This window comes from Pseudanabaena sp. PCC 7367, from assembly GCF_000317065.1.
Lineage (GTDB): Bacteria > Cyanobacteriota > Cyanobacteriia > Pseudanabaenales > Pseudanabaenaceae > Thalassoporum > Thalassoporum mexicanum.
In genome coordinates this window covers 2,614,971-2,641,206 of record NC_019701.1, presented here as the reverse complement: position 1 = coordinate 2,641,206, position 26,236 = coordinate 2,614,971, and the positions used below count along the sequence as shown (strand labels likewise).

Sequence of the window (26,236 nt, the reverse complement as noted above, 5' to 3'; positions counted from 1 at the left end):
GCGTAACTGCTCCGATTCGATCGCCTTATTAGTTAATACGAAGGATTTGGCCTATCTAACGTATGCGTTGAGCTAAAGCCTGTAGCAATCCCATAAATCAGGCTTATAAGGACAAAAAAGCCGATCTTTTCTGGTTTGAGCCAATTCTAGAAAATGACAGAATAAAAATCATCAAGGAGACATGCTTTCCTTGTTGGTGAGACTCATATAATCAATACCCAGGTATAGCCTGGGATTTTTTTTCAATAGAATTATAGATGATTGTAGGGAAGCGGCCGATTTGCGATCGTATTTCTAATTTAATTTGAGATCGCATGTAGGGAAGCAGCCGATTTGAGATCGCAAATTCAAAACTCGTTCCTGAAATTAAATTCTAGGTTAGTCATGCAGTAGTAAGGATAATTGGCAATCGATTTAAAATTCGGAGCTTAGCTTGTTTGGGTTATGGATATTCAACTATCTTCTAGATCCTTACTTGTTCAGCACTACCCTAATTTAGTTGAGTAGTGCAAGGGGAAGGCGATCGCGGAATTAGTGATCAGCAATAGCCTCTGCCGGTGTTACTTCCCCATCAATCACATCAATAATTTTGTTAAGATAGCGATCCATGGTGAAGACATTGTTCAAGATCAAGCTTTTAACCAGGGCAGGATTTAGTTCGCTACCTTCAACATCTATACCGGTCTTAAAGCGGATTTCGCCAGTATTAAAGTCCAATTCAAAATTGCCAATGATTAAGCCATGATTTACCCTGGTTAAAAACTCGGCGGTCCTTAACTTGGCAAAGTCGGGGGCATCAACTGGACAGATCGAATAAAATATAAACTGCTCCTGCTCTTGGTGAATCCGCGCATAACAAATCCACCTGCCATGTTCACCCGCAAAACCCATGTTCAAGTTAGAGGTGCCCTCTTCCTGGCTATACTGCCAATTTTTACTGTCTAAGAACTGCGTTACTGCTTGAAAAATATCCACTGGCATTAATTCCTTCGGGCTATTGGGATTTTGATCGCATACTATCGCGGTGGGTAGTATTGATAGGCCTCAAAATATATTTCTTTTTTCTTCGCAGCAGGAGTAATAGCCCCAGTATTGTCTTTTTTTGCACCTCTAAGTTGCCACCAGTGGAGATCGGCAAACGGAATCCCTACTGCACCAGCTGCCAGATCAGAATAACTGAAGTAAGGATACGCTGTGCGACCTATGTTAGTCGAACTTGTTGCCTTGGCCTTTGCCTGGAATGAATGAGACGCACTGTTCACTTTTGCATGAAATACCCATCTGTGTGGCACTCTAGACGGAATGGTAATTGTGCGATTTTGCCCAGAGATTGGCGTTCCACCCTTATTTTGCATGTTACCAGTTTGGGGAATGGTTCCATCGTTAGGAATAAAACCAGCTTTAGCTAAGGCTGTTTCTTGAACTTTGTAAGTTTGGTCAGGGTAGTAAACACTGACTACAACTGATATGGGAACTGTCTTGTTAACTTTATTACTAACGTCATCAACTGCCCCACGCGCCACAACCCTCTCAACAAAATTCAAGTAACTCTGCTGATTAAGAATTTGTTCCATTGGTGCCAGGTTCCACTCAACAAAAGTATCTGGTCTATTACTGGGCATCAGTTGGTCGCCTACTAAGTGGCCTCCATCATAGTAGCCAATCCAAGTACTATTGTCATTATTCAGCAGCATATTTTCATGGTGTCCCAGATGGGCGATCGTGCTGGGCACAACTGCTCCGGTTATACGTGTTCCTGGTTGTCTCCTGGCACCAACAACGGTTGCCTGTACTCGCTTCGGCCGATCTGCTTGTTCCAAATTGCCTGGGTGCAAAAGTTTAACATCAGCGGGCGGCAGCGATAGAGTCTTCATAATCGCCCCAAGCGGGGTTTTTAAATCAGCATCCTTGTCCAGGGATTGGAGGGAGGCGTTAAAAGCACCGGCTGGATGAGCCTCTTCTTGTGTTTGATCGGGGCCATGTACCAATGTTAGGTGACTAAAATCTGGCGGCGAGGCAAAGTAGGCGATCGTCATAGCCTCCCCATCCATACTCCCATAAACCCGATTTAAACCGTGTTCTCGTTCTATCTCTGTTAATTTGCCAAAAATTTCGCTTGTGTTTCTGACCTGAAAAATCTCTCCATCTCCATCACTGGCAGTTTTCTTCCCAGCCCGGATGAATTGTTCAAATTCTGCTTTGGCTTGCTGTTTCCGCGCTTTAGATTCGTCAGTGTCATGTTCTGAAGTGGTGCTAGTGGATGATGAGCGCTTCGCAGCATGTTGCCTTCGTCTTTTATTACTTTGTGCTTGGGCAGCATCGTCGCCGTCACAGAAGCCTGCATTTTTTCGTTTTTCGGCTCTTTTTGTTCGCTCAAAGGCAGCAGGATCTGGCTCGTCATGGGAACCTGTACCAGAATTAGAAAATGCTGAGTTACTTCGCTTTCGGTTTTCGTTTTTTTTGTTTGCGTGGTGGGGCTTAGGATCGAAAAAGGAAGTTCTTTGTCCGAAAGGTGACGCAGGATCCGCTTGATGGGCAGCAGCAGCGGCATTGGTTTGTGAAGAATGGTGAGAGCGATCTGATGCAAGCATAGAGCTTCCTCAATCGAGTTTGATGTACAGGGCGGGAGTTATGAATTACAGGTAGGTAGTTTAGTTTAAGACTATGCCAATTATAGGTGTTAAATCCATTCCACCACTAAAATATCTACCATCCAAGGCAGCTTTACCATACTTAACCCCCAGGGCAAGCGTGAGAGCAAAATATCGATCGATTGTTGCTCAACCCGTAGCTTCCAGTCGCCCATTTCGGTGCGGGTAAGTTTACCCCGGCGTTGCAAAAATCCTTCCCGCAGTCCCTCTATGCTGGTGTTTTTGAGAACTTCCCAATAGTTTATTACGGTTTGCAACAGGTTTTCTGCTTCAGCTAAGGCAGCTTCTGGCAGTTCCAAGCTACCGATCGTCGGCTCATTGAGCGGCCAGCCGCAAACTAGTTTGGGCAATACCAACTCATATTCAGGCACATTTGTTTGTCCGGTGGCCAGATAGTGGAGCAGAGCGATTGCCTGTTGCTGTGCATATTCATGGCGAAATGTATTCTCTATCAGCAATCCAACATCCTCAAAATAAATACGCAGGAACGGATGAAGGAGAACTAATCCAGCATTGTTCAGATAAATGCCATTAGCTATTTCATCCTGCGAGAGGATCGGCGCGATCGCCTGCTTGGGTTGGTTTGACATCAGCGGATGAATTGAAGAGATATTGGCCTGGGGCCCAGTCTGGGAATTAGTGAGTGGCTCGATCGGAGTGGATGATAAAGTTGTTTTTTGGAGGTCAGCGGATATGGGCTCTACAGGCGCATCAGCAGGATTGGCAGCAGATTCAAGGGGGGTGGAGTGGGGAAGATCGTCTGATCTAATGGTGAGGGACTGATCAAATAATAGATTGGATTGAGTGGATTGTTCTGGTGAGAGATCAACCTTAGACAGTGATTCGGTGGGTTGTTCATCATTCTCTAGATTAGTCTCTAGCGGTTCAGGTGAAGTAGTCAGTTCGGAGGATGCTTCTGTTTCAGATGATCGCGTTAGTTCGAGTGAGATTGGAGTCTCGGAAGAGACGATCACCTCAAGGTCGGCAGAATCAAGGTCGGTAGGAATTTGTGCTAGCAATTCACTCTTCGCCTTGGCCAAATGCTGAGTGGACTGAGATTGACTTGAACGATCGAGGCAGGGAGGATCCTGACTTGCATCAGTGAGATCGTCAATCGCTGCCAACCAAAAAGACCGTCCAGCAATAGAACTGTTATTGATCAGCGTTTGTAGAGAGTAATGATCAGTATCGATTACGGCGATTAACTCAGGGAGCCAGGTGTGGAGCCATTGACTAGTTGGGAAGGTTGCTCCCACGGGGGTATTGGGTTGACTTTTCGCAAACAGTGCCAGCCATGCATGCTGTTCTAGATAGTGAAGAGTAGGAGTGTCGATCTGCAGCAATTGCATTAACGTTCTAGCGCTGTCTAGCATTGCTGGCCAACTAACCCAAGCTGGTTGCATTTGCAGGATTAATCGTTGGCGAAAGGTGTCGGGCAATTGTGAAACTAATCGCTGTCGTGCCGCAAGCTGGTTTAAAAGCAACCGTTGTAGGGGCACCCGCCAGGATAAATCACTCTGGAGCACGACCTCCCATAGAGATAACCAGGATGAAAAGGTTTCAGGCGATCGCCACCAGGGTAGGCGACCATATTCCAAAAAATATAAGAACAATGTCCAGTCTGATTCCTTATCTGCCTGGGTCAGGATATTGGTTGGGGCGGCATGAGGAATGGGGGAGAAGAGGCGATCGGCTAGAACCTGATCCAAAGCAGCGAGTAACTGAGGAACAAATTCATCAGCTAACTTATGCGGGTCGATCGAAGGCAGGTCGATCACCAACTCATCCAGGCGTACGATCTGATCAGCCGCAACCCAGCGGTCAAACAGCAGCGCCATATCGGGGATAGCTTTTTGTAGCACCTGACTCAGCGCCTCTTGCAATTCCCAAACGCCTATAGAATTTGGGGTCTCCACTTCTAGTGAAATCTGGCCAATGATATGGTGTTGGGTCATTACTCATAAGCTGGGCAGATAGATTCAGGTTGGCAGCAGGTGCGATTATTGCGATCGAAGATGTTTTGAGTTATCGATCGCTAAAATCTATTTAGATTTTGTTCTCACCAAAGGGGCTTGGTCATCATTTGCAGCAGTCCTCTCCAAAAACCTACTTTAGGTACATGCAACTCAGCCATATTGGTAACATTATTTTTTACTTCATGGTTGATGTCAACCTCAGTTGAGATGAGAGTATCATCTTCACCAGTTCCAACATTCTGTTTGAAAGAGGCAGATTTATCCTCTTCCGTGGCACGATCGCTCAATAAAAAATTCGACACCAGAGAAGCTCCCTGGATTGATGAACTTGTTGGCGTTCCCAGGGTAACTGATGTAGAACTATTATCAGTGAGAGAAAGAATAGTCGATCCATGGGCAGTAGCGGCGCTGTCCATGGTTAATGGATCAGATATATTCGTTATATCCGTATCTGGATCTGGCGCAGGTAAATCTGAAGGTGTGTCAAGGGGATTGAGTCCATTGGAACGAGTGAATGGTATAACCTGCACAACTGGATCGTTATTAGTATCAGTCTCATTCAGTGAGGGTTCAGTGGTCTCTTGAGCATTGATACGCACAATAATTGAGTTAGTTTGCTCTCCCCAAAGATTGGCATCCAGACTATACTCGATCGTAACTTCCCCAATCCCGCTAGCATTCTGAGGGATGAAAGTCTGTGTATTTTGATCGATCAGCTTGGTCAATACTGCCTTTTCTTCATCTGAGGTTTGGTAGGCTCGGAATTCTCCGGTCAGGATTTTGGGACGCAAAGGAAGTGGCTGGCTGGCTGGATCGAGATCGATATATATATCATTGCCTTGCCGATCGGGGCCGCTGACCTGATTACCCAGCCAGAATCTTGCCAAGGGTGGCGCAAATATAGTAACCGCCAATATTTTAACGTGGTTGCCCCACCGCCCAGTAAGGTCTAGCTTCATCTGAGGCTCTAATTCACTTTGGAGCTGGCTTGGTTGGAAATAAAATTTGCCCGATCGCTCTACAATACCTTTACCCTCTGCCACTCCACCATCCGGAATCAGCATAATTTCGTATTCTTCGTCATCATTGTTGCGGAATTCAGTCTGCTGGGCAGCAGGGATAGTTATTGTAAAAGATCGTGGTGCCTGCAAACGCAAGGTATCTGCATCGATCATATATGGCAAAGTGAAATCAGCGACGATCGCATCTACTGCTTGCGCAGGCTCATCGGCAGGTGCTTCAACATATACCAATATGAAGCTTCCACCCTTAGACACACCACCTAATGGCTCCATCCCAGGATAAATTTGGGCAAAGTAGTGGAAAAGATGCTTGTTTTCGATATGGGGAAGAGAAGGCAAAGTTTCTGGTAATTCTTCAATCTTAAGTTTGAGTAGAATAATGTTAAACGAGAGACCGTAACGATCTCGATCGGCTTGAATCTGGCTTAACACTTCATGACTAGTTTTACCAAGATGTCCTTCAATGCGATAAAAACAGCCAGTTGTAGACTGATACAAAAAACTGTGTGGGTGAGACCGATGATAAGTGAATAGAGCTTGACTTTTGCCACGGTAATCAGCATTGTAGCTCCAATAACGATGGAGTTTTTCGTAGTTTACATAGTAGGGGATAGCTTGCTGACTGAGGGGAGCCGTACGATCGGCACTAGGCGTTAGTTTTATCCCCCCTTCAGAGGATAATCCCAGGGTAAAACTGCCAACTTCACATAGGCGCACCAGTCGCAGGAAAAGGTAACCAACTTGTACAAATTGACTTGCTATGAGTGGTTCTTTGAGCACTGGCACAAAGTCACTGCGGTAAGTTGCCAGTAGTGATGGAGAAGTTTCAGGGCGATTAACTTCAAGCATAGAACCAAGCATTAAAAAGCGTTGCCGACTAACCTCTGGCAGATAATCAGCTATTACAGTAATACAATCGGCTAACTCTTGATCGGCAGCGATGATTATCCTGAGATAGTCATAAAAATACTGCAGACTTATGGGTTGAACCATTGAGACTGGTTGAGATGTAATCTCATTAAGTTGCTGACGCAATCTCTCGGAGACTCCTGTAAAGAGTGAATTCGGCTCCAAACTTGGATCGAGAGCAGTTATAGCCTGGGATATATGAGGAAATGTTGCGGCTAGAGCTCCCACTTGCCGAAGGGAATCTTCAATGTTAACAATGGCATCGATGCATATTTGATCATAATTTTGCTGGAGATCAAGATAGGTTCTAAGCTTACTTAGGTTGACCGATGGTGGATCATCGGCAACATAGCCACAGCGTTTCAGTTGTGGAGCATCACTAGTTAGAAAGGTGTGAAGCATCCGCCGCTGCTTGAGAACGACATAACTTTCTGCTTCTAGATCTACTTCGCTAGGCCTGGGGATGAGAAAAAAACGCAGTAATATGTGCTCGTCTTTGCCAACCACATCGTAACTAAGCAGGGCAGTGCGCGATCGCAATTCTAGTTCTACATGTAAGACAAGCAATTTGTCTTCTAGGACATCTTCAAAATCAGTTTGGTTACGAGCCGTACCATCTGGATTTTGATGAAGTGCCAATCGATCGCTATTGGGGGTATCAAATAGCTCCAAAACTGGCTGGGTGGGAAATAAAGAAGCATCGCTAAATAGTTGATAGTGGGTCAATGCAAGATCACCCAATGGGATGTAGAAGCCATCAACAGTAACGAAAGCACCTGATGATACCGTAACACCTGCTTGTGCTACCTCCGTCGCGGTGGCGGGGAAATACAGACTTGATACTTGCAGCCCGTTTAAAATACCAACCCCAAGCAGAGCAGTTCGAGTTAGCTGGTCTTGGGTTCTCAGATGATTAGCAAGCTGATTGAGATCCTCACTCGATAAGACCTGATTTGGCACAAAGATAGGTACACTCTCTTTGACTAAATCTCCATCTGGTGAGGTATGTCCTTGACTTGAATGAGTATTTCCCATAAGGCTAGTTGTTAATTTGGCTTAACTATCGGCTGATTAGCTACTTTTGCAGAAAAAATTGACATTAAAGTAAAGTAAAGTAAAGTCGCTTGAGTTAGAGCAAGTTCGGTTATGCCGACCTGAATATGAATTACTAGTATCCTTATGAGCATTGCGATAGTGTTGTATTCCCAGACGACATGTGGATTTGAACTTAGCTGCTTCTCCTTGAATTAGCATCAACTCTAGATTAGCGGAGAATGATTGGCTGCAGATCATCAGCAATTTCACCTTGGGCATTAGCTAATACCGCTGATGGATAAACACTCTCTAGTCCTGAAATTACTTCTATCAGGTGATTGAGACTGGAGATCAAAGAACATGAGTAGCCTTCATTTGTATATATAGTGAGCTGCTCAAACCAGGCATAATAGGCCATTTTGAACTTTTGCATTTGCTCACGATCAAGCCAGCCAATTTTTATCGCAATATGGGCAGGGGCTTCTATGCGAACTGTACGCTCAATTAACTGGCGAAAGGTGCGATTGCTAAAGCGCTGCGGCCATGCTGGAAACAGGACACTAATCCAGAATGAATAGGGATCAACGGCAGCCATAATACTAGCTCCAGGTGGCTGGGTGGGATCGAGATTAAGCGGCAGTAGAGCCTGGGGCATGTGTGCCTCAGTTAAAATGGTCGCTCTGGGACGCAGTAGGATGTGCTCTAACAGGAAAAGCCGCTCATCATTATCTTCGTCTTGAGGATTTGCATCTATGCCCAATAGCTTTTCAATTCGCTTTTGAAAGCCAGAGATGCTCGGGTTTTCAGCGATTATGTTGCTTTGATAATAGTTGACTGCACGAAAGCGATCGCGGCTGACAATGGGGTATGCTTTAAGGAAATGAGCCTTATCATTAAGTCTTTGGAGGCTATCTGCATCAACAGATAGTTGATAATTCACCAGAATATAATCCGTAAAAGTCTCCGCAAATCTCGCTAACAAATGATCCAGCAGTCGATGCCGTCTTGATTGTGCCATCGGAGCATCTTCGATCATATCCTGCAAAAACTCAGTATAGCTATCGTTTTCGTCTGCGATGCCCTGAATAATGTCTTTAACCCCTGGAAAATTCAGCGTCTGAGAAATATAAGTATGCTGTTGTTCGTTTTGATCGAACCAGTTAGTTTCATCCCACGAAAAGAGGGTGCGCACTTGTGATAGCTGCTTGAGATAGTTGGCCAATAATTGATCAAAAAACACCAGGTATCCTTTTAGCTGTTTGGCCTGTGCTTTGCGCTGATCGGATGCAGTTTCAGGTAGCCCATCATCACTGATGCCGTAGGTGAGTGGAAAATCGTGATGGATGGAGTAGTGATCGGCGATATCGTAGCGGATGCCGGTGGGGATAGGTAGGTCGAGCTCATAGGCATCTCGCTGAGCTTTGAGATAGGTAATCTGTTGTTGGGAATAGCGGCGCTTTACGCTTTCTAGATCAACAGAGATGGTTAACCCCTGTTTAAAGAGTCTGACCTGTGATTGATCAATGCCCAATATCGGTCGATAAGATGCTGTGAGAGGAAGGCTCCAGGGAGCAGGTTGAGATTGGCTTAGTCCATTGATGTAGCTTGTAATACGCAAATTGTTAATAGCCACAACACCAGGCACGTTCAAAATAATCCGGTACAAATCTGAGGTGTGGATAGCAGTGGGTAAGGTTGCGGCTGCAAGTTCATTAATATCAATAAATCCATGGCTTTTGCGATTGTAGTTGTCATATGCCGTTTCCGGGTCGTGGTTGGGAAGGGCAGATGGTCTTCCGGCAAAAATCTCGGCTGTTGTTTTGCCTTTGTCAAGCAGAGATTGCAAGGTATAAAATTGTAATCGCGGCACCAGAAAGTTCTGAATCTGCGTGTAGATTTTAACTAAGACGGCTTCAGCATCTGCATTAGCATCTAGTTCAATATCGGTATGCAAGCCGATCTCTTCTTCGCCTAATACCACCACGTTTTCAATGTCTTCGCAGAGATTCCGGTGGCTGTGCAGGACTGCTTTAACCTCTGCGAGGACGGCTCCCCAGGGTTGGTAGTTTTGTCCACAGGCATTGGTTCTTACCTCCGGTGCAAGGTCTAGATAAACGGTGTACAGTCCTTTTAGGGCAAGACGTGATATTTCTGAACTAGTCCGTTGGTTTCGCTCTCGATCGAATTCAATGACAGCATCAGCACTATCTACCTTCTTGATCCAGGCATTACGAACGCCCTGAATATCTACCAGGCGCTTACGAATATCTAGTTCCGTAACTGGATTACAAGTCAAGATTTCATCTGGGGTAAAAAAGTTATTGTCTTGGTGGGCTGGAATAGAAGGATCTGGGGCGAGTAAATCTTGAATATCTAGATTGTTGCGATAGCCTAAATCGGTAATCGCATAGCACAGCACTTCCAAGATTGTCACACCAGGATCGTGCAGGTTATAGTCTGTCCAGATCTTGCCGGATAGCTTTTGGAGGTGCTCAATTCCGATCGCTCGTAGGGTTTGGAAATCTAGATAATCAGGGAATGACGGTGCTTGTTTAGAAATGCTGGTATAGTTTTGCATGGTTAAATCCAGTATCCCAATAGGGCGATCGCCCATCCTACTACTAGCCAAATTGCCAGTACTGTATTGCGGTCATTAAGCAGAGCGATCTTTTGTTCGAGTTGGATATGTTCTTGTTGATTTTGATGGGCAAGCTCATTTAACGCTTGAATCAGAACCGGGACGAGGTTTTGGTAAGCGATGGCGGGCGTGCCATCCTGGGCTGTTGTGATCACCTGGGGGAAAACCTCATTAACCTCGGCTATACGCAACCCAATCTGCTCTCCGTGCGCTTGGAAGCCAGTGCTGTCATGCCACTGAAAAGTAACAGGGTGTAGACTGTTGAGCTTGCCCAAAACATCTGTGAGCAAAACCTCATTATTGATCCATGATGGATCACTTGCCTGGTAAAAAGTGTAAGCGCTAGCCATGCCCTGTACCTCTAACTCATAATCAGAGGGCTTTTTGCCAACGCCTAACCGTCCATTGCCATCGGGGGAGATATTAACGAGTAGCTGTCCGCGATCTAGGTTAAGGTGGTGATTGCCTGAATCAGTGAGCTTTCTGGCTTTAAAGGTAAAGCCCTCGGTAGCATCAGTAATTAAAATAGATTGAGTCGGTTGAATGCCAAGAGTAAAGTAGGTGTTACGATCGCCCCCAAGAGAGCTTGCCTGATTATTAATCATCGCTATAGCAGGATTGGTGGCTGAGTTAGAATCACTGCCTTGAACAGGTAAGAGCTGGATGCGATTATAGTTAAGATCTTGAATATCCAAATAAGCTGCTGGACTATCAATCCCAATCCCAACTTGAGGATACTGACCATCTGGATGCTGTCGGATACGCATGAGCTGATTTCCCTGTAAGGAGGTTGCATCAACTTCTGCACTTACAGATTCTTCCCCGTTTTCTATCCCATCTGCTCCATCTACCCGATCTGCATAGAAACGAAAGCTAAATCCCGCCCTCGCATTTGTGCCCCAACTAGTTTCAGTGTGATTTACTGCCAGCGCAAAATAGGTTGGTGCAACATTTTGGGGAAGCAAATTGATCAGGGTCAGCGTAGGCTCAGATCTGGCTTTAGGAAGGACTAGAAATTGGCTCCGATGACGATCGGTAATGTCTAGCAATGCGGTTGGGTTTTCTACGTTTAGACCCAGTGACGCAAATTTGGGGGCTTGTGCTTGAGATTGAGTGGGATGCAATGCCAGCATCACATCACCATCGGTTGCCTGCCCTAGCAATGCACTGGATTCGTCGAGCGCGTTGTCATTATGGCGAAAGGCGAAACCATGAGTAGCATTACTTGACCAGGTGGCTGCTTCTAGTGAGAGTCCGGTTATTAACGTGCTGGTTTGTGATGGGGTACTGAAGTGTAAAAATGTCTGCTGGGTTTGGGTTGCCTGTTCCGGGAAAAGGAGCCATCGGCCTGCACCAGGATTATCTGGTAAAGACTCTGTAATCGCCTCTACTGTGGCCTCAAGTATGTTTTTGCGAATGTCGAGTTGAGCTTGGGGTCGATCGCCTTTATTACTACCCACGCCAATACCGACTTTGTCAAAGACCTTGGCCCACATCACTTTTTCTTCGGTGACCACAGCCCAATCATTGTCATCGAGAAATGATCTCCAGACCGATTCAGTCTCAGACGGCGATTCGCCAGGTTTAGCACAAATTTCCTCGGTGCTGTTCATCTCCCAAAGCTGACGCTGGTAAATTACCACATCGCCAGGTTGGTAGACTTGCCCAGGTCGCCAGAGGCCATGAAACTGGTCATCTTTGCGATCGAGCATGGCATTGATCAGGGCAGCAAAATGAGCTTCAGATAACTGGCTGTTATTTTTAAAGAAACTGCGCAGTTTCTCACGATTTTCTGAGGGCATGGTTCATTCACCTAACGTCATTTGTGACAAGGGGGCATAGCCTAATTCGTTTCTGGGGGGTTCTCCCATTTGTTCGTTATCCGTTTGGGACAGCATGACTGGCATGATTCTATGGCCTGCATTCTTGCCAGAAAAAGGAACTGACACAAGGATGGAATGGGCTGCTTTAGCTGCCACCTTAGTCCTGTCGAGATCTTCTTCTCCTTGATACAACTGGAAATTCAGCACATAGTCAACATAGGTCTGTTCCTCAACGAATTTAATAATAGAAGAACGATAAATTTCGCCACCAAAATGGATCTCGGCTTGTCCGTGGATGGTCCAAGGAGACAAAAAACTAATGATTGCTTGCTCAAGTTTATGCCTGTAAAAAGAAAAGTTGGCATGGAAGGGGGATTTGAACTTCACCCTAAAGCTGACTCTGATCTCTTCATACTGGGGATTTATAACCTGAATATGTGCCCAGGGCGAACTGAGCGATCGCAGATATTGCTCAATTTCATCCAGGAGATTGATATTGACTTTGGGCTTGAGTTGATCAAGGTTAGGCTTGTGCGAAAGTGCTGGAATTACAGCCAGCGTGACGTAGCCAGGTGACACTTCATAGAGACGAGCCTCATTGTTGAGATGACTATGGTTAATACAGCGCACCTTATAGATCTCGGGGAAACGCTCGAGCACCAAATGCTCATAGTCAAAAATGTTAATAGCTCTTCCCTTGTGGCGCAAGTGTTCACTTACACGAGTGTAAAAGTGAGTGGGTTGCTCTTTGATCTGGCCACCAAATGAGGGATATGGCTGTTGAACTTGTTTTATCTCTGGGGGTGGGTCAACAAATTTGGTAATGCTATCAGCGGGTAATGGACTAGCGAGATGGTTAGGATCATTATCTGCGTCGGTAAAGGTAACTTCGGCAGCTTGTGCCTGGATGCTGAGAATATGGCCGATCGCCCGGCTGCGTTCTGCAACGCTGGCTTTAATCCAATCCAGGTCGGGAGTAAGGATGGTGGTATGCTCGTGGCTGATGTCTGCTGGAATGGCAAGTTTCACGATGCCAGACTGAATTAAGCCATTGGATCTGTCTTGGAGAATCAGATGATCATCAAAGCGTTGCCAGTGATTGTTTTTGAGGTAATGCCACGTCACTGTGGTTCTTTCCAGATCAGTATCGGCGGTTTCGCCAACAACTTGAAACAGCAAAGATAATGTGGTTAACGGTTCCAGGTTTTGCAGCCCGATCAGCAATTCTCCTTCATTTGTATATTGTGGCAGCAGGGGAATCGGCTGGGCAATCGCCGCAGGAGGAGACAGGATATTGGGCAAAATAGCAACACCATCGAAAGGATGAAGATGGAACAGTTGACAGTCTTTTTGGGTGGCGATCGCTGTGTAGTCGAGCTGTAAGGACTTGATGATCGGCGTATAGGGTTCTTCCGGCAGCATCGGCATGGCATCCAACTCCACTGTATCAGTGGTTGCTTTAATGATAGATTTGTCATTCCGTCGGTAGTAGGCACCAGGAACCGCTTTGCGCTTTCGACGTTTCACTACTGGTTGGTTACTTGCTGTTTCTGCTGCTCTGGCCACAGCTAATCTCCCCTGAGCAGCTTCAACCTGCACAGAAATAGTGGCTAGCCTTGCCTGAGCCTGCTCAACTTTGACCTGGTTGAATTCAGCCCTTGCCTGGGCTACTGCGGCGATCGCCTCGGTTTGAGTTAGAACGATCGCAGTCAAACTAGCCTGAGCCGATGCCACCTCTGCTCTTGCTTTAGCTTGGGCATCAATATCTATTGCGGTAACTTCCATAATTCCTTGGGTAGCAGTTGCCATAACCTGGCGAGCCAATACTAATGGATAGTCGGCATGGTGGAAATCGTTACCGATGAGCTGAAATCGCAAAAAGCCGGATTGACTTTCATAAGTCCAGGGCTGTAGGAATGTAGCATTTTCAGGTTGTTCAACAACAAAGTGATGGAGGTTTAAATCGTTGGTTTGCTCTGTCAGATCAATAATATAGGTGCGTGGGTTCTCCCCTGGCTGAGAGAACAGGTGACCGTTGATGGCAGGCATTGGGTGCCATTGTCGTTCTCTTAAGGCTTGGATGGCAATTTTACCAGGGTTAAAGCTGTAATCTATGCCGTAGGCAGCGTAAATTTCTGCCCAATCGGTGGGGGGGGCTGTCTCTAGTTCAAAGCATAGTTTAAGTTCGGTGAGCGAATTCTGAAAGGCTTCGGAGCTACCGATGTAGAAATTTGCGCCAACTTTAGGCTGAGAGCCAAAGGGGAGGAAGGGTTGGGTGGTTTCTAAAATGGCTATATCGTTTTGCAGTAGGAGGGAGTGGACACCTTTAACTCGAACCGTGAGGGCGATCGCCTTTAGCTGTGCTTGATATAACTGTTTATACCAATTGTTTTGAGCCTCACCCTCGGCAAAAATTGTATCTTCCGCAGGCGATTGGATTAGCAGGCGGGCGACGGGTCTTTTAGTAGCTAACTTTCCACCAGGAAGATTGCTATGATAGGGCACGATAGGTTCTTCATTAATTGGCAGCTCAACGGTTACTTCAAGCGTATATTCCTGGGTTGCTTCGTTTACCGGGGTAAAAGATAGGTTGCGGATTGTGCCGCTAATCCATTTTGTTTTGCCACTAAACTCAATCCGTAAGGCAGGGTTGACAACTCGGTCAGTAATGTCAGTAATGGTGACGACTGATTGTCCAGGCGGAACGGGGCAGCTCAGGGTAAGGGCAAAAATGAGAGTGCGATCGCCTTCCTTCAGCAAGAAAATATTGGACGCAATTGCCAGTCCTAGGGCGGCAGTGGGTCGAGTGCGATCGCCAAAGGGAAGCCAGGCTTGCAAAACTTGATCCCTAGGGAATTCCACGCCTGCGCCGTCAAAAGAATTAGCGATCGGTGATGCATGCACCCCCAGCATTTCTCGATCGTCTGAATGGTGCAGAAAAAGACCCTTGATCTCGGCAACTTCAGCCCGATTCACCACGATCTCTTCATTGAGGGTATAGTGCAGATCTGCTCCAGTAGCATCAGTACCAGCAGTAAACTGAGTCTGACTATGAAGCCGATGGTCTTGCTGAAATTTTTCTAGCCTCAAAATCAGGTGGGCTTTATCAGGCTGGGCTGGCTGTTCTGAAAAGCGCAATAGGTTACGGTAGAAAAAGTCTAGATGACGCTGGGTCATGCGATTGAGGTCTGCCCGTGCTGGTTTTAGCACCTCCCAGAACGCTACATAAAGCGCAAGATGGGGTGGTAGACTCTGTCCAGCATAAAGACTTTCGGATAAAGCTTGGGGAGCAAGTTCGATAATTTGCAAATAGATCTGATAAATTGGTTGGAAAATCCCATCTAACTCTGCCTTGGCTGTTTCTAGATCGGCAAGTGAACGTCTAATTTCAAGGGCTAGAGCATGATTTCCTGAGGTCATGGGAGACAAACGCTGGTCGATCGATGGAATTACATTTTGACCAAAAGTCTCTGCTAATTTCTGATAAATCGGTTGTCTGAGCCAGGAGCATGCTTGGCGATTTTGGCTTAAGCCTTGCTCTAAGAGATATAGGCTTCTCAGTGGAGTGGGCAAATTTCCTTTAACACTAGCTTTGAGGGTCGCTTTGATAGAACCGCTAGTTAAACTTTGATACCAAGTATGAAGGTTATCCAGTGATTGTGCATAGATATCAAATAACGCTTCCAATTTATCCAATTGGGTTGCAGGCAAGGCGGGCGAAATTGCTGGTATGAACACCCAATGTTTGAGCAAGTCTTCGAGGGCGCGATTATACTGTTCGCGGATAATCTCTGGGCGGGTTTTGCTAATGCGAGCAATTTGTACCGCAGCACTACGTTCAAAAAATGCGCGCCAGTTGCCATCAGTTTGATTATTTTGATTATAGTAAATGATGCGATCGCTCAAATCATGGGCAAAAACCAGGGCATCGGCCAAGTCTTTTTCGTCAACCTGGATATATGTCGGCTCCAGAGCAGGCACTTGTCGCTGCGGCTGGGCAACCCCATCTCGAATTAATGGATTTTTCGGCTCTGGTGTACTCATTTCAACCCTACTCATACTAAACCGATACCTTCTTGGAAATAGAAGGGATAGACAAAACTGAACCTAGAATTAGTGCTGAGTACTGTATAGTCAATGCGGATGTTTACAACTCCTTCTAAGTGATGATCAAGCCGCAAATCAATCGCATCAAGTTTAATGCGGGGTTCATGGTAGAGAATCGCTGTGCGGATCAATTCCTTAATACTGCTGCTGGCAGTAGGTGTGAGAGGCTCAAACATTAGCTCTGAGAGATCGCAGCCATAGGTGGGTTGCATGACACGCTCGCCAATACTAGTGGATAATAAGATACCCAGACTTTCACGGATGTCCTGTGCGCCACTTACCTGCTGCACCTGGCGAGTTATTTTATTAAAGGTGGGGGGAAAGCTCCATCCTCTGCCTAAAAAGTTTTGATCGCTATCAATCATGGTACTCTAGCCTCCAATGAGAACGGTTGGCGCACCCAGCACAATCGATCCACCGTGGGCAGTGGTATCACCGATGCGAGCAGCGGGTTTTCCACCAATCAATACGGTAGTAGAGCCAAGCACAATGCTGTCTGGTGGGCCTGTACAAGTACAGCTATCACCGAAGACGGCGGCTGGCATTCCGGCGATGAGAACAGTCGGCACCCCTGGTCCTATAATTGGTCCACCCACATGGGGAATGGGCGGTGTCCCCGGCGTTTGCATTGGGCATAAGTGCATGTCGTTAATTCGGGCGGCTGGTTTTCCCATCGGAAAATTCCTCCTGGTTACGATAAATAGTAAGTAGATGAACACTAATTAATACGAACAAGAGAACCTTTCAGGATGGCGATCGCACTCGTTGAAACCTCTGCTCCAGCACTGCCTTGAGCCTTGAACTGGGCATTTGCCTTAACATTGACATTTAAGCCATCCAAACTGACATCCTGAGTAGCTTTGAGAATAAGTTTCCCAGTGGCTTCAATCACAATATCTTTGGGACTTTTTAAACTAATGCCACCGTCACCTAGCACCACAGTATTTTGAGTTTGATCACAGAGAGTAATCCCTTTGTCTTGATCAGAAATCACCACCTTGTTGCCCGCAGGGGTTTCCAGCGTCATGATCTTTTTCTCATCATCAAACCAAACCCTCATCCCAGAACGCGTGACAAAACCCTTTTCATGGTTAGTATCCTTTGCAATCAATGGCGCTGTTTTCTGGCTACTGTTGAGCATTCCCAAAATCACCGGGTGACGTGGGTCATCATTGATGAATCCCAGCACAACTTCATCTCCAATTTCAGGGCGAAAGAAAGAACCTCGCTTATTGCCAGCATCAAGAGTAGCAACCCTTGCCCACACACCATTAGCTGATTTGTGATCAACAATGGGCATCTTCACTAAGACACGATCTTCTTGGCTAGGGTCATCCTGTAGCTGAATTGCAACACCAATTTGCAATCCACTTACCCCAGGCAGGAGTCCAGAGGCAGGACGCTCAATCAGGTCTTCTTCCTTATAAAACCATTGATGTCTGAGGCCAATCTTCAAGTGGGTACGCCAGATTCCACCATTTAGTTCGTGGCGTACACCCGCCACATAGGCCAAGCCATTGAAGCGTGCACCCATACCCTCCAATTGGATTAAACTATCAGGCTGGGCATCCTGGAAACCTTTAGTCTTAATGCGTCCCTGGATTTTACTCAACCGACTCTTCTGCATTTGCGCATTAGCCCACGCCTGTAGCTCCTGAGTATTTACCAATTCCCCGTGGCATAATCCTAGTTCCTTCACCTCGCTTACCTGAGCAAGTTTATTGCCTGATAGGTTACCCTGTTTGTTAACGGGGGGTTCCTTTCCAGTTACTTCAAGTAAAGCTTGATTGGTATAGTTCCAGGATTTAGCATTAACTGCCTCATATTGATGACGGGCATCCATTTCTGTTTCTATTTCCAGGATGTTGGCACCATAGGTGAGGGTGATTAGAGGTGAGCCGCTGGTAGCAGGAGATTTAGCTTTGAAGGTGCCATCTTTGACTAATACGATTTGCCCATTCATATCCGCGCGCGACAGGATAAAGTCCCAGTCAGTTGTGTAATACTGTACGATCTCAGAGTGCTTAACGCTGGTAGCCTCTAATTTTGTAGAAAGTTGAGCATAGCCTTTGAGAATAGTTGCGATCGCATCACTGTCCTTCACATCTTTGAAATAGCGGCTGTGGCGACTAATGGTTAAGCCAACAGCAACATCCTTACACTCAATTATAAGTAGGGAATCACCATTGGCTCCTACTTTCAAGCCATGCTTGATTACAATGCCCTTAAAGACAGTTTTATCGTTGCCATCATAGCCCAGGGCAATTTCCAGCTTCTTGCCAGGGATCAAATCATTACCCTCACTGGCGGAGAAGGTCTCTGCCGCAGCAGAGCCATCACTGAATATGATACGAGCAGAGGGAAGCCGATTTACCTCCCGATTAATAGATAGAGAGAGCACCGCATAGTCGTAGGTGATGTCCTTACCGTCTGAGAGGATTTTGAAGGTAGCAGTTTCGTAGACTGAGTTACAAGGAATGATGCGACTGGTCATAGGACAAGAGCCTGGATTAAACTGGGCTAGACTAATGTTTTATCAATTGGTGGGAATTGCAGGTCAGTGGTTGGCTTTAATCGTCGGAAGTTTACCAGACCATTGACTTTTGCCACTTGCAAGTAGTAGGACTGATCGCCATAAATGCGCTGGGTCATCAATGGTAATGAATCTCTTGCTTTCACAGTACGCACATGGGTAACATCAGGGGATCTTTTCCCCTCCTCCCGAATCCGCCTTTTCGTTTCGACGTAGCTGATAAACGTACCCTTGAGCTTAGCTCGTAAGGGCTTACCATCTGTTGCAAACATTGTGTAATCAATGGTGAGATCCTTCAGGAGGCAGTCAAAGCTATTTTGATCGCCAAATGAAGCATTTCCCCATAACAATCGCAAAAAGTTAGGTTTGTGGGTTTCACTGTTCATGAGGTAAACCACCTTTAGCAGTTCTTCCACTTGACTGTTTACATCTTTGTGAAAGGTTTTAGGTTTGATTTTTACAGGCAAGACTCCCGTACCGTCAAACGTAAAGTTAAGCACTAATTCTTCAGGCTTTGTAGCTTTATACTCTGGATCGGTGCCCTGTGATCCAGCAGCTTGTTGTTGATCGTAAGCTACCCTAAACGATTGAGAAAATTGCTCGGGATTAACTGGCAACTCGAATTTGCCCAAGGGTTGACTGAAGCTTTTATCCTTGAAAGCACGGATTTCGACCTTGATTAATTCACCTGTCATAGTTGCCTCAAAACGCAGTATTTCAAATCGCAAATCTCACATCTTAAAATATATTACTATCGCTCAGAGCGAGACTGGAGAATATATAGCACCTGGTCAACACAAGCAGTAACGATCGCAGCTTGATCAGCCTCACTCAGATTGTCATTTGTAACAATCGAATTGCCTGGCGCTTGATTACGATCGCTTGCCACAGTAGTTCTAATCACCAGCTCTCTAATTTCTAGGGGCATTGCTCCTCCAGTAGTCCATTTTTTGTAGGTTTTTCCCAAGAAGATAGCCCTGAAAGTCTACCGAGTTATTCAACTTGATTTCAAACCGATTTTCTTATCTCAATGTTTCAAAATACTGGTAATTCAGCTCCAGCGACTCAATTGCCACAGATGATTTCTCGGCATCAAATTCTGATACAGACCACTTGCGCGGCCATGCATTGATGACCTTCCAGCTCATTAAGGGTTCAATCCTGGAAGGTGACTTTGAACTACTCGATCGGTCGATATGTAGCAGATTCACGAGTAAGTCCATCGGTCGAATATCAAGGTTGAGAATGGCATCAGCACACCACTGCACCATTTTTGAATCCTTAACTAGTCCACGTTTCAATACCAAGGGATTATATTTTGCTCGGGTGGGTAAAATATGCTCAAAGCGATTTTCACCGCCCTCTTTTAATGTCTCGGTTTGTAGCTCTGCTGTCAGACCAGTGACACTCTGAAAACGTGTTTCCACGATCTCCTTATCCAGGTTCTCACCCTGAAATACCACTTCAAAAAAGAAACTAACGGGAGGATAAGTTCGCATAATTCAGGACTGGCACAGTGGTTTAAATATACTCAACATTCAAGCCTTCATGGGCAATCTCAATAGTCTCGATCGCGGCTTCGTTACCATCACCCTTGAGATCTGTCGATTGGACTTTAATTGGCCATGCCGCCTTAATCTTCCATGCCACCACTGGCTCATGAGCCTCATTTAACAAACTGACTGTGAGATCGCGCCGCTCAATGGTGTTTAATGCAACAGTGTTCCACCACTTAACAAAATCACCATCACCTTTGAAGGTTCCTCGCTTCATCGTGATGTTGCCGAACTTTTGCCGTCCTGGCATTTTAAGAGAATGGTATTCCGGCATGTTACCTTCTCGATATTCGATTACTTCTGTCTCGATGTCCAATCCGGACACTTCTGTAAATCCCAGGCGGGAGCCACCCCATTCAACCTGGAAATGAAATTTGGGTAAAGGATATTCGGCCATAACAATTTGATGGGTTAGTGAATTGAATAAGTAGATGAGGATGAATTTTATTAAGTGATACGCACCCTAATACACACTGTGTAAGGTTGATGTAATATAGAGCAAATAATATTGCGATCAACTTTCTTGCATTTTGTGGGAGAACATAAGGACGATAAATTCCGCTGGACGCACAACTGCCATCCCAATTTCAACAATCATACGGCCTTCGAGAATATCTAAAGCAGTCATGGTCTCATTGAGTCCAATTTTGACATAGAACGCCTGGTCAGGCTTTGCTCCAGCCAGTGCACCGGTTCGCCATTGCAGAGTTAAGAAGTTCTCGATCATCGCTTTCACTTTGATCCAGGTGTTAGCATCGTTTGGCTCGAAGACAAACTGTTCAGTGGCTTTCTTAATTGACTCCTCAGCCATATTGAAAAAACGTCGCACTGGGATATAACGCCATTCATTATCATTACCCGCCAGCGTGCGCGCGCCCCAGATCAAGGTTCCTTTTCCTGTAAAAGCTCGAATCGCATTAATTGACTTACCTGTAGTATCAAGATTGAGGTTTTCCTGCTCCTCACTGCTGATTTTCCTGGTGGGACCAATGACTGAACTCAGGCTGACATTGGCAGGCGCTTTCCAAACCCCACGCGTGCTGTCCACAGCGGCATAAACGCCGACTACAATGGGAGCTGCAGGCAACACCACGGGAATACTGCCAATGGCCTGTTTCACTTGGGGATAATATTGCCCATATTTGGTATCTTTAGTGGTCGTCGGATTGATCTCACTCATGTTCTTTTCGATCGGCTCTGCATCTGGATTCGGGATATCTTTCCCATTTTCTGTTTTTAGCGCCGGCACAATCACCTTAACGTCTGTTTCGGCATAGGCATAGTCAAAAATAGTTTCGAGGCGGGGGCCATAGGCTGCACCATACTTCAAATTATTAATACCAATGCCTGCGTTGCGAAAGCTCTCTGCGGCATTAAATATGCTAACGCTAGGGGCATCCAGCTTGGCATCCATGACTACAAAGCGATCCTGCAACTTATCGCATTGTTTCAGTGCTGTATCATAAAGACTCGCAGATTCTGCAATCTGGAGGGATAGACTCTCTGGTAAGACAATCAGGGTAACTTCATCTTCTCGCTCAATCTCCTGAAGCCCCTTGGCTAATGCAGATTGCTCGATCGCACTACTAGAAGTTTTGCCAATGGAGACAATGTAGCAGGGACCTCCTCCGTTGGCGAAATAGGCTTGGAGAGAATAATACATGTTATGGGGTGAGGGATTGTCGATCGTTGCGCTCACCTCTCCACTTGCGCTCACATTCACCTCAATCCCTTGCTCATTCTCAGCCTTACCAAAAAATTGCTCATATTCTAGTAAAGATGAGATCCTTACTATTATTGGATTCGTACCTGCAACAGGATCTTCAGTATCTGTAACAGGATCTCCGCCATCAGTGGGGGTTGGATTTTTTTTCTGGGCATATTGATCAATGCCTTTTAATACTGCCTTTTGGGTATAGCCAATGAAAGCAGGTATGGCTGTTTCAACTTCAGCAACTGAAGGGGGAAACTTGGAAATTTCCTGAATGTAAACGCCTGGAGTTTTATAGGTGCTGGGCATAATAGGTGACTCGCTAGGTTATAGGTAGATATCTGAAAAAATTGCCGTAATGTTGCGGCTACCATTGGGTATCGATTCGATCAGCGGTTTGATCGTGGCCATGCGCGGTGCTGGCAGTTTTTTGCTGTTGCCATCGGTAAAAAGTTGTTTGGGCTGTTGACAAAGACCAATAGGATGTTTGGTGACATAGGTTTTGTCATCAATCAGTTGGAGGTTGCTGGGCAGACTATCTATGGTAAAACCGTGTGGGCGATCGTAGTGATAACGCCAATGGGTTGCTCGGTTTCTGAAACGAATGCTATAGGTTTTGGGGTGAAGCGTCTCTTGGTCCAGGAGCCGAAAGGGAGATGTCAATATGGATGGATTGAAGGAAAGCTCGATCAGGGCAAAAGCATCATGGCTGACCATTGGATTGCAAAGAATAAATTGATCGATCTGATCGCTATTGAGCAGGAGTCGATAGAAGCCAGGATCTTGCCCAGTAAAGTCCAGGTTTATGGGTAGTGCTGCACCCGCCGGATGACCTTTAGGAACCTGAATCGCCAGAGAGAATGTTTCCTGTCCATTCAGATTGACTAATGAAAACTGAATATTATCGCCAGAACTGAACTGTTTGTAGGACAAGCCCTGCTGGGGTAGGTGATCTTTGGTTGATACATACTGGCTACTGGGTAGCTGGTTCCATTCCCCCGCATCGCTTGATGAGAGATTAGCCTCATCCAAGTTGGAATTGTGGTCAAGTTCCTTGCTATTGCTCAGCTTGGGGGTTTGACTTGCCGATGCTTGGTATCGAGAAGCTTCCAGCGTTATATTTTCCTGCCCATTACGGTAAATCACCAAATGCCCCAACGGATATTCCGCCCCAGCTTGGTAAGACTGGAGTGGTTGAGTCAAAAAGAGGCGATCGCCTGACCTGTTTCCCCACTGGTTTGAAAAGTAGTAGATCCGCTCACCGGAAGAATCCAGAGATAGATTGGTATAGTTGGCAAAATTACGATCGCGCACCACCAACCAAAACGTTAATTTGGTGTTTGGATCAATTGGGACAATAGGTATTAGCCCTGTTGTTTCTGTTGTTTCAGAGTTAGCATGCGTATCTTCAGTGGCATCAATATGAGCTAGTAATGTAGCGCCGTAGGGCTGGGGGCGAAAAAGCCAACGCAAATTTCGCAGCACATGCTGACAGTGAAATGTGGGGATCAGGGCGATCGCCTCTGAAATATCGTAGTTGGCCGGCAGAGTGTCCAATCCATCAAGTTGACCAAGATAGTAATCGTGCCAGATTTCCAGGCGAAGAATTGGCTTGAATGAGACATTCATGACTGAGATGCATCCGCAACAGTTTACTTAAGTACCCTTTCTCTAATTGGCTCACCTTCAGACTGAAGTTTCTGGGCATCTAGCATTACCATGCGAGTTCGGTACATCACGAATGGCACCTGTTTACCTCCCAATGCCCCCCACAAATGATTGAGTTGATCAAAAGTGAGGGTGTAAAGATCGGGCAAGACCCGAACATCTTTAGAAAGGCCATTTGGTCCCGGTGTGGTTGTGAACGAAAACTCCCTTTGCCATTGAAAGAACTCTATGACTCTGGCCAGCCGCTTCAGCGCCGTATCATATTGTTCGCTGTGAAGGACTGAAAATAGAACAAATAAATTGAGGCTGATCGGCGGATTTTGATAGATTGTGCGTCCATTTACCATATGGTAGTTAGGGGAGTTTTTTAACGTTGTCTCTTCTTCCAAGTTAACCAGACTCATAACAATACGTTCATTCATATTGCTACGATTTCCTCCCAATTCCTCAGCCATTGCAATATTATCCAGAATGACAATGTCTTGACTCGAATCCAGAGTTTGCTCAACCTCTTTGATGTAATTCTGCAATGCAACTTGCATTAGCTTTAAGGCATCATAAATCATTCGCCAAAATTGTCTCAGGAATATAGCAATTGTTATTCTCGATCATTCACTAGCAGAGCTTATTAGTCCTATTCATCCGCGATTATATTTTCTAAACATCTCTTGAATAATGCTCTTTTTTCCCTGAGCTCAAACTGATGTTAATCCGTCACTATAGTTACAATATGTATTATGTATATGGGCACAAATTTAAACTATCTCTTTTTTAATATTCTTTCAAGATATAATTTTGAATCAACATAAGATGTTGGAAATCAAAACAAAAGTTTAATGTTTGTAAAGGATCAGCAATATACATGCAAGTTCGCAAATAAAATTCATGAAAAGAATTAAAGTCTTGCTCCCCAAGCTTTTCCTGTTTGAGCAGGGGATGCTGTTATAGCTCTATTGCGCCGATTTTGTAAAAGCCTGATGTTATTTTACTCTCAGCCAAGTACCCACATGGCTAAACTACTACTTCCAGCTAAGTTTCAGTCATTGCCTCACCCAATGCCAACCCAAGATACTGAAGTATGATTGAAGTCCCCACTCTTCAGAGCGCACTTCGATATCTATCGCAGGTTATCCAGTGGCGTATTGAATCCTATTTCGCAACTAATCCTCACGTGGGAGAAATGCTGCCTAAACCGCCCCTAGATTGGTTGGCACAGGAAACAGCTCTATCTAAGTTTATTGAAGCTTATCAATTAGATATCTTTGCACAACTAACCCTAATCATTGCATTAGCTCCCCATCTACAACCTGATTTTTTCGATCGTGCGATTACTGCTCAATTACCGGAAGCAGGTGACTATCCTCAAATAGGAGGATGTCGTGGGGTCTCACATAGGGGATTTTTACCAACAGGGGATACGGTACTGTTTATTCTAGGCGGAACACAACTGAGCGATCGTATCCGCTTTCAAAAAATATTTAGCCCTAACCATCTTTTTGTAAGAAAACAAGTTTTATCCATTTATGCTCCGACAAACGGAGAACCGCTGATGAGTGGCCGTCTTGTCTTATCTCAGGAATACGTCAATTTGTTCATTTACGGTTATGTGACTCCACCCCATTTCAATACCCAGTTCCCAGCGCAGCGCATTACCACTAATATGCAGTGGGACGATTTAGTATTAAATGCTCAGACGCTTGAGCAGATTTACGATCTTGAAACCTGGATTATTCATAGCCCAACTCTTCTCAATGAATGGGGCATGAAACGTAATTTAAACCGGGGTTATCGGGCGCTCTTTTATGGTTCTCCAGGGACTGGGAAAACTCTGACAGCATGTCTTCTGGGGAAATATACGAATAAAGAAGTCTACAAAGTAGATGTATCTATGGTGGTCTCAAAGTTTATCGGGGAAACAGAAAAAAACTTAGCTGCCCTCTTTACCAAAGCTGAAAGTAAGGACTGGATATTATTCTTCGATGAGGCAGATGCGCTATTCGGTAAGCGAACAAATGTTAGGGATGCCCATGACAAATACGCAAATCAAGAAATAAGCTATCTCCTACAGAGGGTTGAAAACTATGATGGGCTTGTTATCCTCGCCTCAAACTTGAAAAGTAACATTGATGATGCTTTTGTGCGTAGATTCCAATCTATCATCCACTTTCCAATGCCTGATGCCAAAGCAAGACTGCGGCTATGGCAACTTATGTTTCCTCAACAAGTGAGATTGGATAAAGCGATCGATTTTCAGGAATTAGCAGATCTATATGAATTGTCTGGAGCTGATATTATGAATGTAGTGCAGTATTGTTGTCTGCAAGCCTTAAAGCATGGGAAGCATGTAATTTATAAAGATGGTCTGTCCTATGCGATCAAGCGGGAGTTTAACAAAGTTGGGAAAATATTTACTTGATGTCTTTGACTTTATCCAATCTAGTTGCATATCCATGCGATCGCGGGAATATTCAATAAAAATGTTGCGAATCAGCGCAATATTTGCGTTTTATGAAGCAAAAGCTAATTTGTGCTCATGGATACAAAATCTATCGGAAGATTCCGATTTACTCTTTGTATATCAATCAAGAAAAGTAACTGTTAACTAGC

The 26,236-nt window shown here is 45.4% G+C and carries 18 protein-coding genes; 1 reads left to right on the top strand and 17 read right to left on the bottom strand.

Annotated features, from left to right (window positions below; translation table 11 throughout):
- Positions 1-531: 531 nt before the first annotated feature.
- From PSE7367_RS10465 to PSE7367_RS10385, 17 genes are all read right to left on the bottom strand, one after another.
- Entirely contained in the window at positions 532-981 is a 450-nt protein-coding gene (locus tag PSE7367_RS10465; protein ID WP_015165320.1) for a YbjN domain-containing protein, read from the bottom strand.
- A 35-nt stretch (positions 982-1,016) separates the two neighbouring features.
- Positions 1,017-2,591, bottom strand: coding sequence for a hypothetical protein (locus tag PSE7367_RS10460; RefSeq protein ID WP_015165319.1), 1,575 nt, complete (start codon positions 2,589-2,591; stop codon positions 1,017-1,019).
- A gap of 89 nt (positions 2,592-2,680) precedes the next feature.
- On the bottom strand, positions 2,681-4,606 hold the full coding sequence (locus tag PSE7367_RS20420; protein WP_015165318.1) for a contractile injection system tape measure protein: 1,926 nt from the start codon (positions 4,604-4,606) through the stop codon (positions 2,681-2,683).
- Positions 4,607-4,710: 104 nt separating this feature from the next.
- On the bottom strand, positions 4,711-7,593 hold the full coding sequence (locus tag PSE7367_RS10450) for a hypothetical protein (RefSeq protein WP_015165317.1): 2,883 nt from the start codon (positions 7,591-7,593) through the stop codon (positions 4,711-4,713).
- Between the two features lie 229 nt (positions 7,594-7,822).
- Positions 7,823-10,171: a hypothetical protein gene (locus PSE7367_RS10445; RefSeq protein WP_156800377.1), complete on the bottom strand. Its 2,349-nt coding sequence runs from the start codon at positions 10,169-10,171 to the stop codon at positions 7,823-7,825.
- 2 nt (positions 10,172-10,173) lie between these two features.
- On the bottom strand, positions 10,174-12,033 hold the full coding sequence (locus tag PSE7367_RS20415) for a tail fiber domain-containing protein (protein WP_015165315.1): 1,860 nt from the start codon (positions 12,031-12,033) through the stop codon (positions 10,174-10,176).
- Between the two features lie 3 nt (positions 12,034-12,036).
- Complete coding sequence (locus PSE7367_RS20410; RefSeq protein ID WP_015165314.1) at positions 12,037-16,098, bottom strand: baseplate J/gp47 family protein; 4,062 nt, start codon at positions 16,096-16,098, stop codon at positions 12,037-12,039.
- 11 nt (positions 16,099-16,109) lie between these two features.
- Positions 16,110-16,526 carry a GPW/gp25 family protein gene (locus tag PSE7367_RS10425; protein ID WP_015165313.1) on the bottom strand — a complete coding sequence of 139 codons (417 nt, stop codon included), beginning with the start codon at positions 16,524-16,526 and terminating at the stop codon, positions 16,110-16,112.
- A gap of 6 nt (positions 16,527-16,532) precedes the next feature.
- Positions 16,533-16,835, bottom strand: coding sequence for a PAAR domain-containing protein (locus PSE7367_RS21185; RefSeq protein WP_015165312.1), 303 nt, complete (start codon positions 16,833-16,835; stop codon positions 16,533-16,535).
- Between the two features lie 44 nt (positions 16,836-16,879).
- Positions 16,880-18,655, bottom strand: a complete 1,776-nt coding sequence (vgrG, locus tag PSE7367_RS10415; protein WP_015165311.1) for a type VI secretion system tip protein VgrG — start codon at positions 18,653-18,655, stop codon at positions 16,880-16,882.
- A gap of 26 nt (positions 18,656-18,681) precedes the next feature.
- Complete coding sequence (locus PSE7367_RS10410) at positions 18,682-19,389, bottom strand: CIS tube protein (RefSeq protein WP_015165310.1); 708 nt, start codon at positions 19,387-19,389, stop codon at positions 18,682-18,684.
- A gap of 56 nt (positions 19,390-19,445) precedes the next feature.
- Positions 19,446-19,622, bottom strand: coding sequence for a DUF5908 family protein (locus tag PSE7367_RS22420; RefSeq protein WP_015165309.1), 177 nt, complete (start codon positions 19,620-19,622; stop codon positions 19,446-19,448).
- Positions 19,623-19,716: 94 nt separating this feature from the next.
- Entirely contained in the window at positions 19,717-20,193 is a 477-nt protein-coding gene (locus tag PSE7367_RS10405) for a phage tail protein (RefSeq protein WP_015165308.1), read from the bottom strand.
- A 22-nt stretch (positions 20,194-20,215) separates the two neighbouring features.
- A complete protein-coding gene (locus tag PSE7367_RS10400; RefSeq protein WP_015165307.1) occupies positions 20,216-20,647 on the bottom strand; it encodes a phage tail protein in 432 nt (143 codons plus the stop codon).
- A gap of 117 nt (positions 20,648-20,764) precedes the next feature.
- Positions 20,765-22,270, bottom strand: a complete 1,506-nt coding sequence (locus tag PSE7367_RS10395) for a phage tail sheath family protein (RefSeq protein WP_015165306.1) — start codon at positions 22,268-22,270, stop codon at positions 20,765-20,767.
- An 18-nt stretch (positions 22,271-22,288) separates the two neighbouring features.
- Positions 22,289-23,590, bottom strand: a complete 1,302-nt coding sequence (locus tag PSE7367_RS10390; RefSeq protein WP_015165305.1) for a hypothetical protein — start codon at positions 23,588-23,590, stop codon at positions 22,289-22,291.
- Positions 23,591-23,613: 23 nt separating this feature from the next.
- On the bottom strand, positions 23,614-24,171 hold the full coding sequence (locus tag PSE7367_RS10385; protein WP_225882708.1) for a Pvc16 family protein: 558 nt from the start codon (positions 24,169-24,171) through the stop codon (positions 23,614-23,616).
- Between the two features lie 536 nt (positions 24,172-24,707).
- Between PSE7367_RS10385 and PSE7367_RS10380 the strand changes: the two genes are divergently transcribed.
- Positions 24,708-26,045, top strand: a complete 1,338-nt coding sequence (locus PSE7367_RS10380; RefSeq protein WP_015165303.1) for an ATP-binding protein — start codon at positions 24,708-24,710, stop codon at positions 26,043-26,045.
- Positions 26,046-26,236: the final 191 nt, after the last annotated feature.

Bases quoted from the DNA above. Each gene is read 5' to 3' on its own strand.
- PSE7367_RS10460 (WP_015165319.1), bottom strand. From the start codon at position 2,591: ATGCTTGCATCAGATCGCTCTCACCATTCTTCACAAACCAATGCCGCT.
- PSE7367_RS10380 (WP_015165303.1), top strand. From the start codon at position 24,708: ATGATTGAAGTCCCCACTCTTCAGAGCGCACTTCGATATCTATCGCAG.
- PSE7367_RS10465 (WP_015165320.1), bottom strand. From the start codon at position 981: ATGCCAGTGGATATTTTTCAAGCAGTAACGCAGTTCTTAGACAGTAAA.
- PSE7367_RS10385 (WP_225882708.1), bottom strand. From the start codon at position 24,171: ATGCAAGTTGCATTGCAGAATTACATCAAAGAGGTTGAGCAAACTCTG.
- PSE7367_RS10410 (WP_015165310.1), bottom strand. From the start codon at position 19,389: ATGACAGGTGAATTAATCAAGGTCGAAATCCGTGCTTTCAAGGATAAA.
- PSE7367_RS10405 (WP_015165308.1), bottom strand. From the start codon at position 20,193: ATGCGAACTTATCCTCCCGTTAGTTTCTTTTTTGAAGTGGTATTTCAG.
- PSE7367_RS20420 (WP_015165318.1), bottom strand. From the start codon at position 4,606: ATGACCCAACACCATATCATTGGCCAGATTTCACTAGAAGTGGAGACC.
- PSE7367_RS20410 (WP_015165314.1), bottom strand. From the start codon at position 16,098: ATGAGTACACCAGAGCCGAAAAATCCATTAATTCGAGATGGGGTTGCC.
- PSE7367_RS22420 (WP_015165309.1), bottom strand. From the start codon at position 19,622: ATGCCCCTAGAAATTAGAGAGCTGGTGATTAGAACTACTGTGGCAAGC.
- vgrG (WP_015165311.1), bottom strand. From the start codon at position 18,655: ATGACCAGTCGCATCATTCCTTGTAACTCAGTCTACGAAACTGCTACC.
- PSE7367_RS10395 (WP_015165306.1), bottom strand. From the start codon at position 22,270: ATGCCCAGCACCTATAAAACTCCAGGCGTTTACATTCAGGAAATTTCC.
- PSE7367_RS10400 (WP_015165307.1), bottom strand. From the start codon at position 20,647: ATGGCCGAATATCCTTTACCCAAATTTCATTTCCAGGTTGAATGGGGT.
- PSE7367_RS20415 (WP_015165315.1), bottom strand. From the start codon at position 12,033: ATGCCCTCAGAAAATCGTGAGAAACTGCGCAGTTTCTTTAAAAATAAC.
- PSE7367_RS10450 (WP_015165317.1), bottom strand. From the start codon at position 7,593: ATGGGAAATACTCATTCAAGTCAAGGACATACCTCACCAGATGGAGAT.
- PSE7367_RS10445 (WP_156800377.1), bottom strand. From the start codon at position 10,171: ATGCAAAACTATACCAGCATTTCTAAACAAGCACCGTCATTCCCTGAT.
- PSE7367_RS21185 (WP_015165312.1), bottom strand. From the start codon at position 16,835: ATGGGAAAACCAGCCGCCCGAATTAACGACATGCACTTATGCCCAATG.
- PSE7367_RS10390 (WP_015165305.1), bottom strand. From the start codon at position 23,590: ATGAATGTCTCATTCAAGCCAATTCTTCGCCTGGAAATCTGGCACGAT.
- PSE7367_RS10425 (WP_015165313.1), bottom strand. From the start codon at position 16,526: ATGATTGATAGCGATCAAAACTTTTTAGGCAGAGGATGGAGCTTTCCC.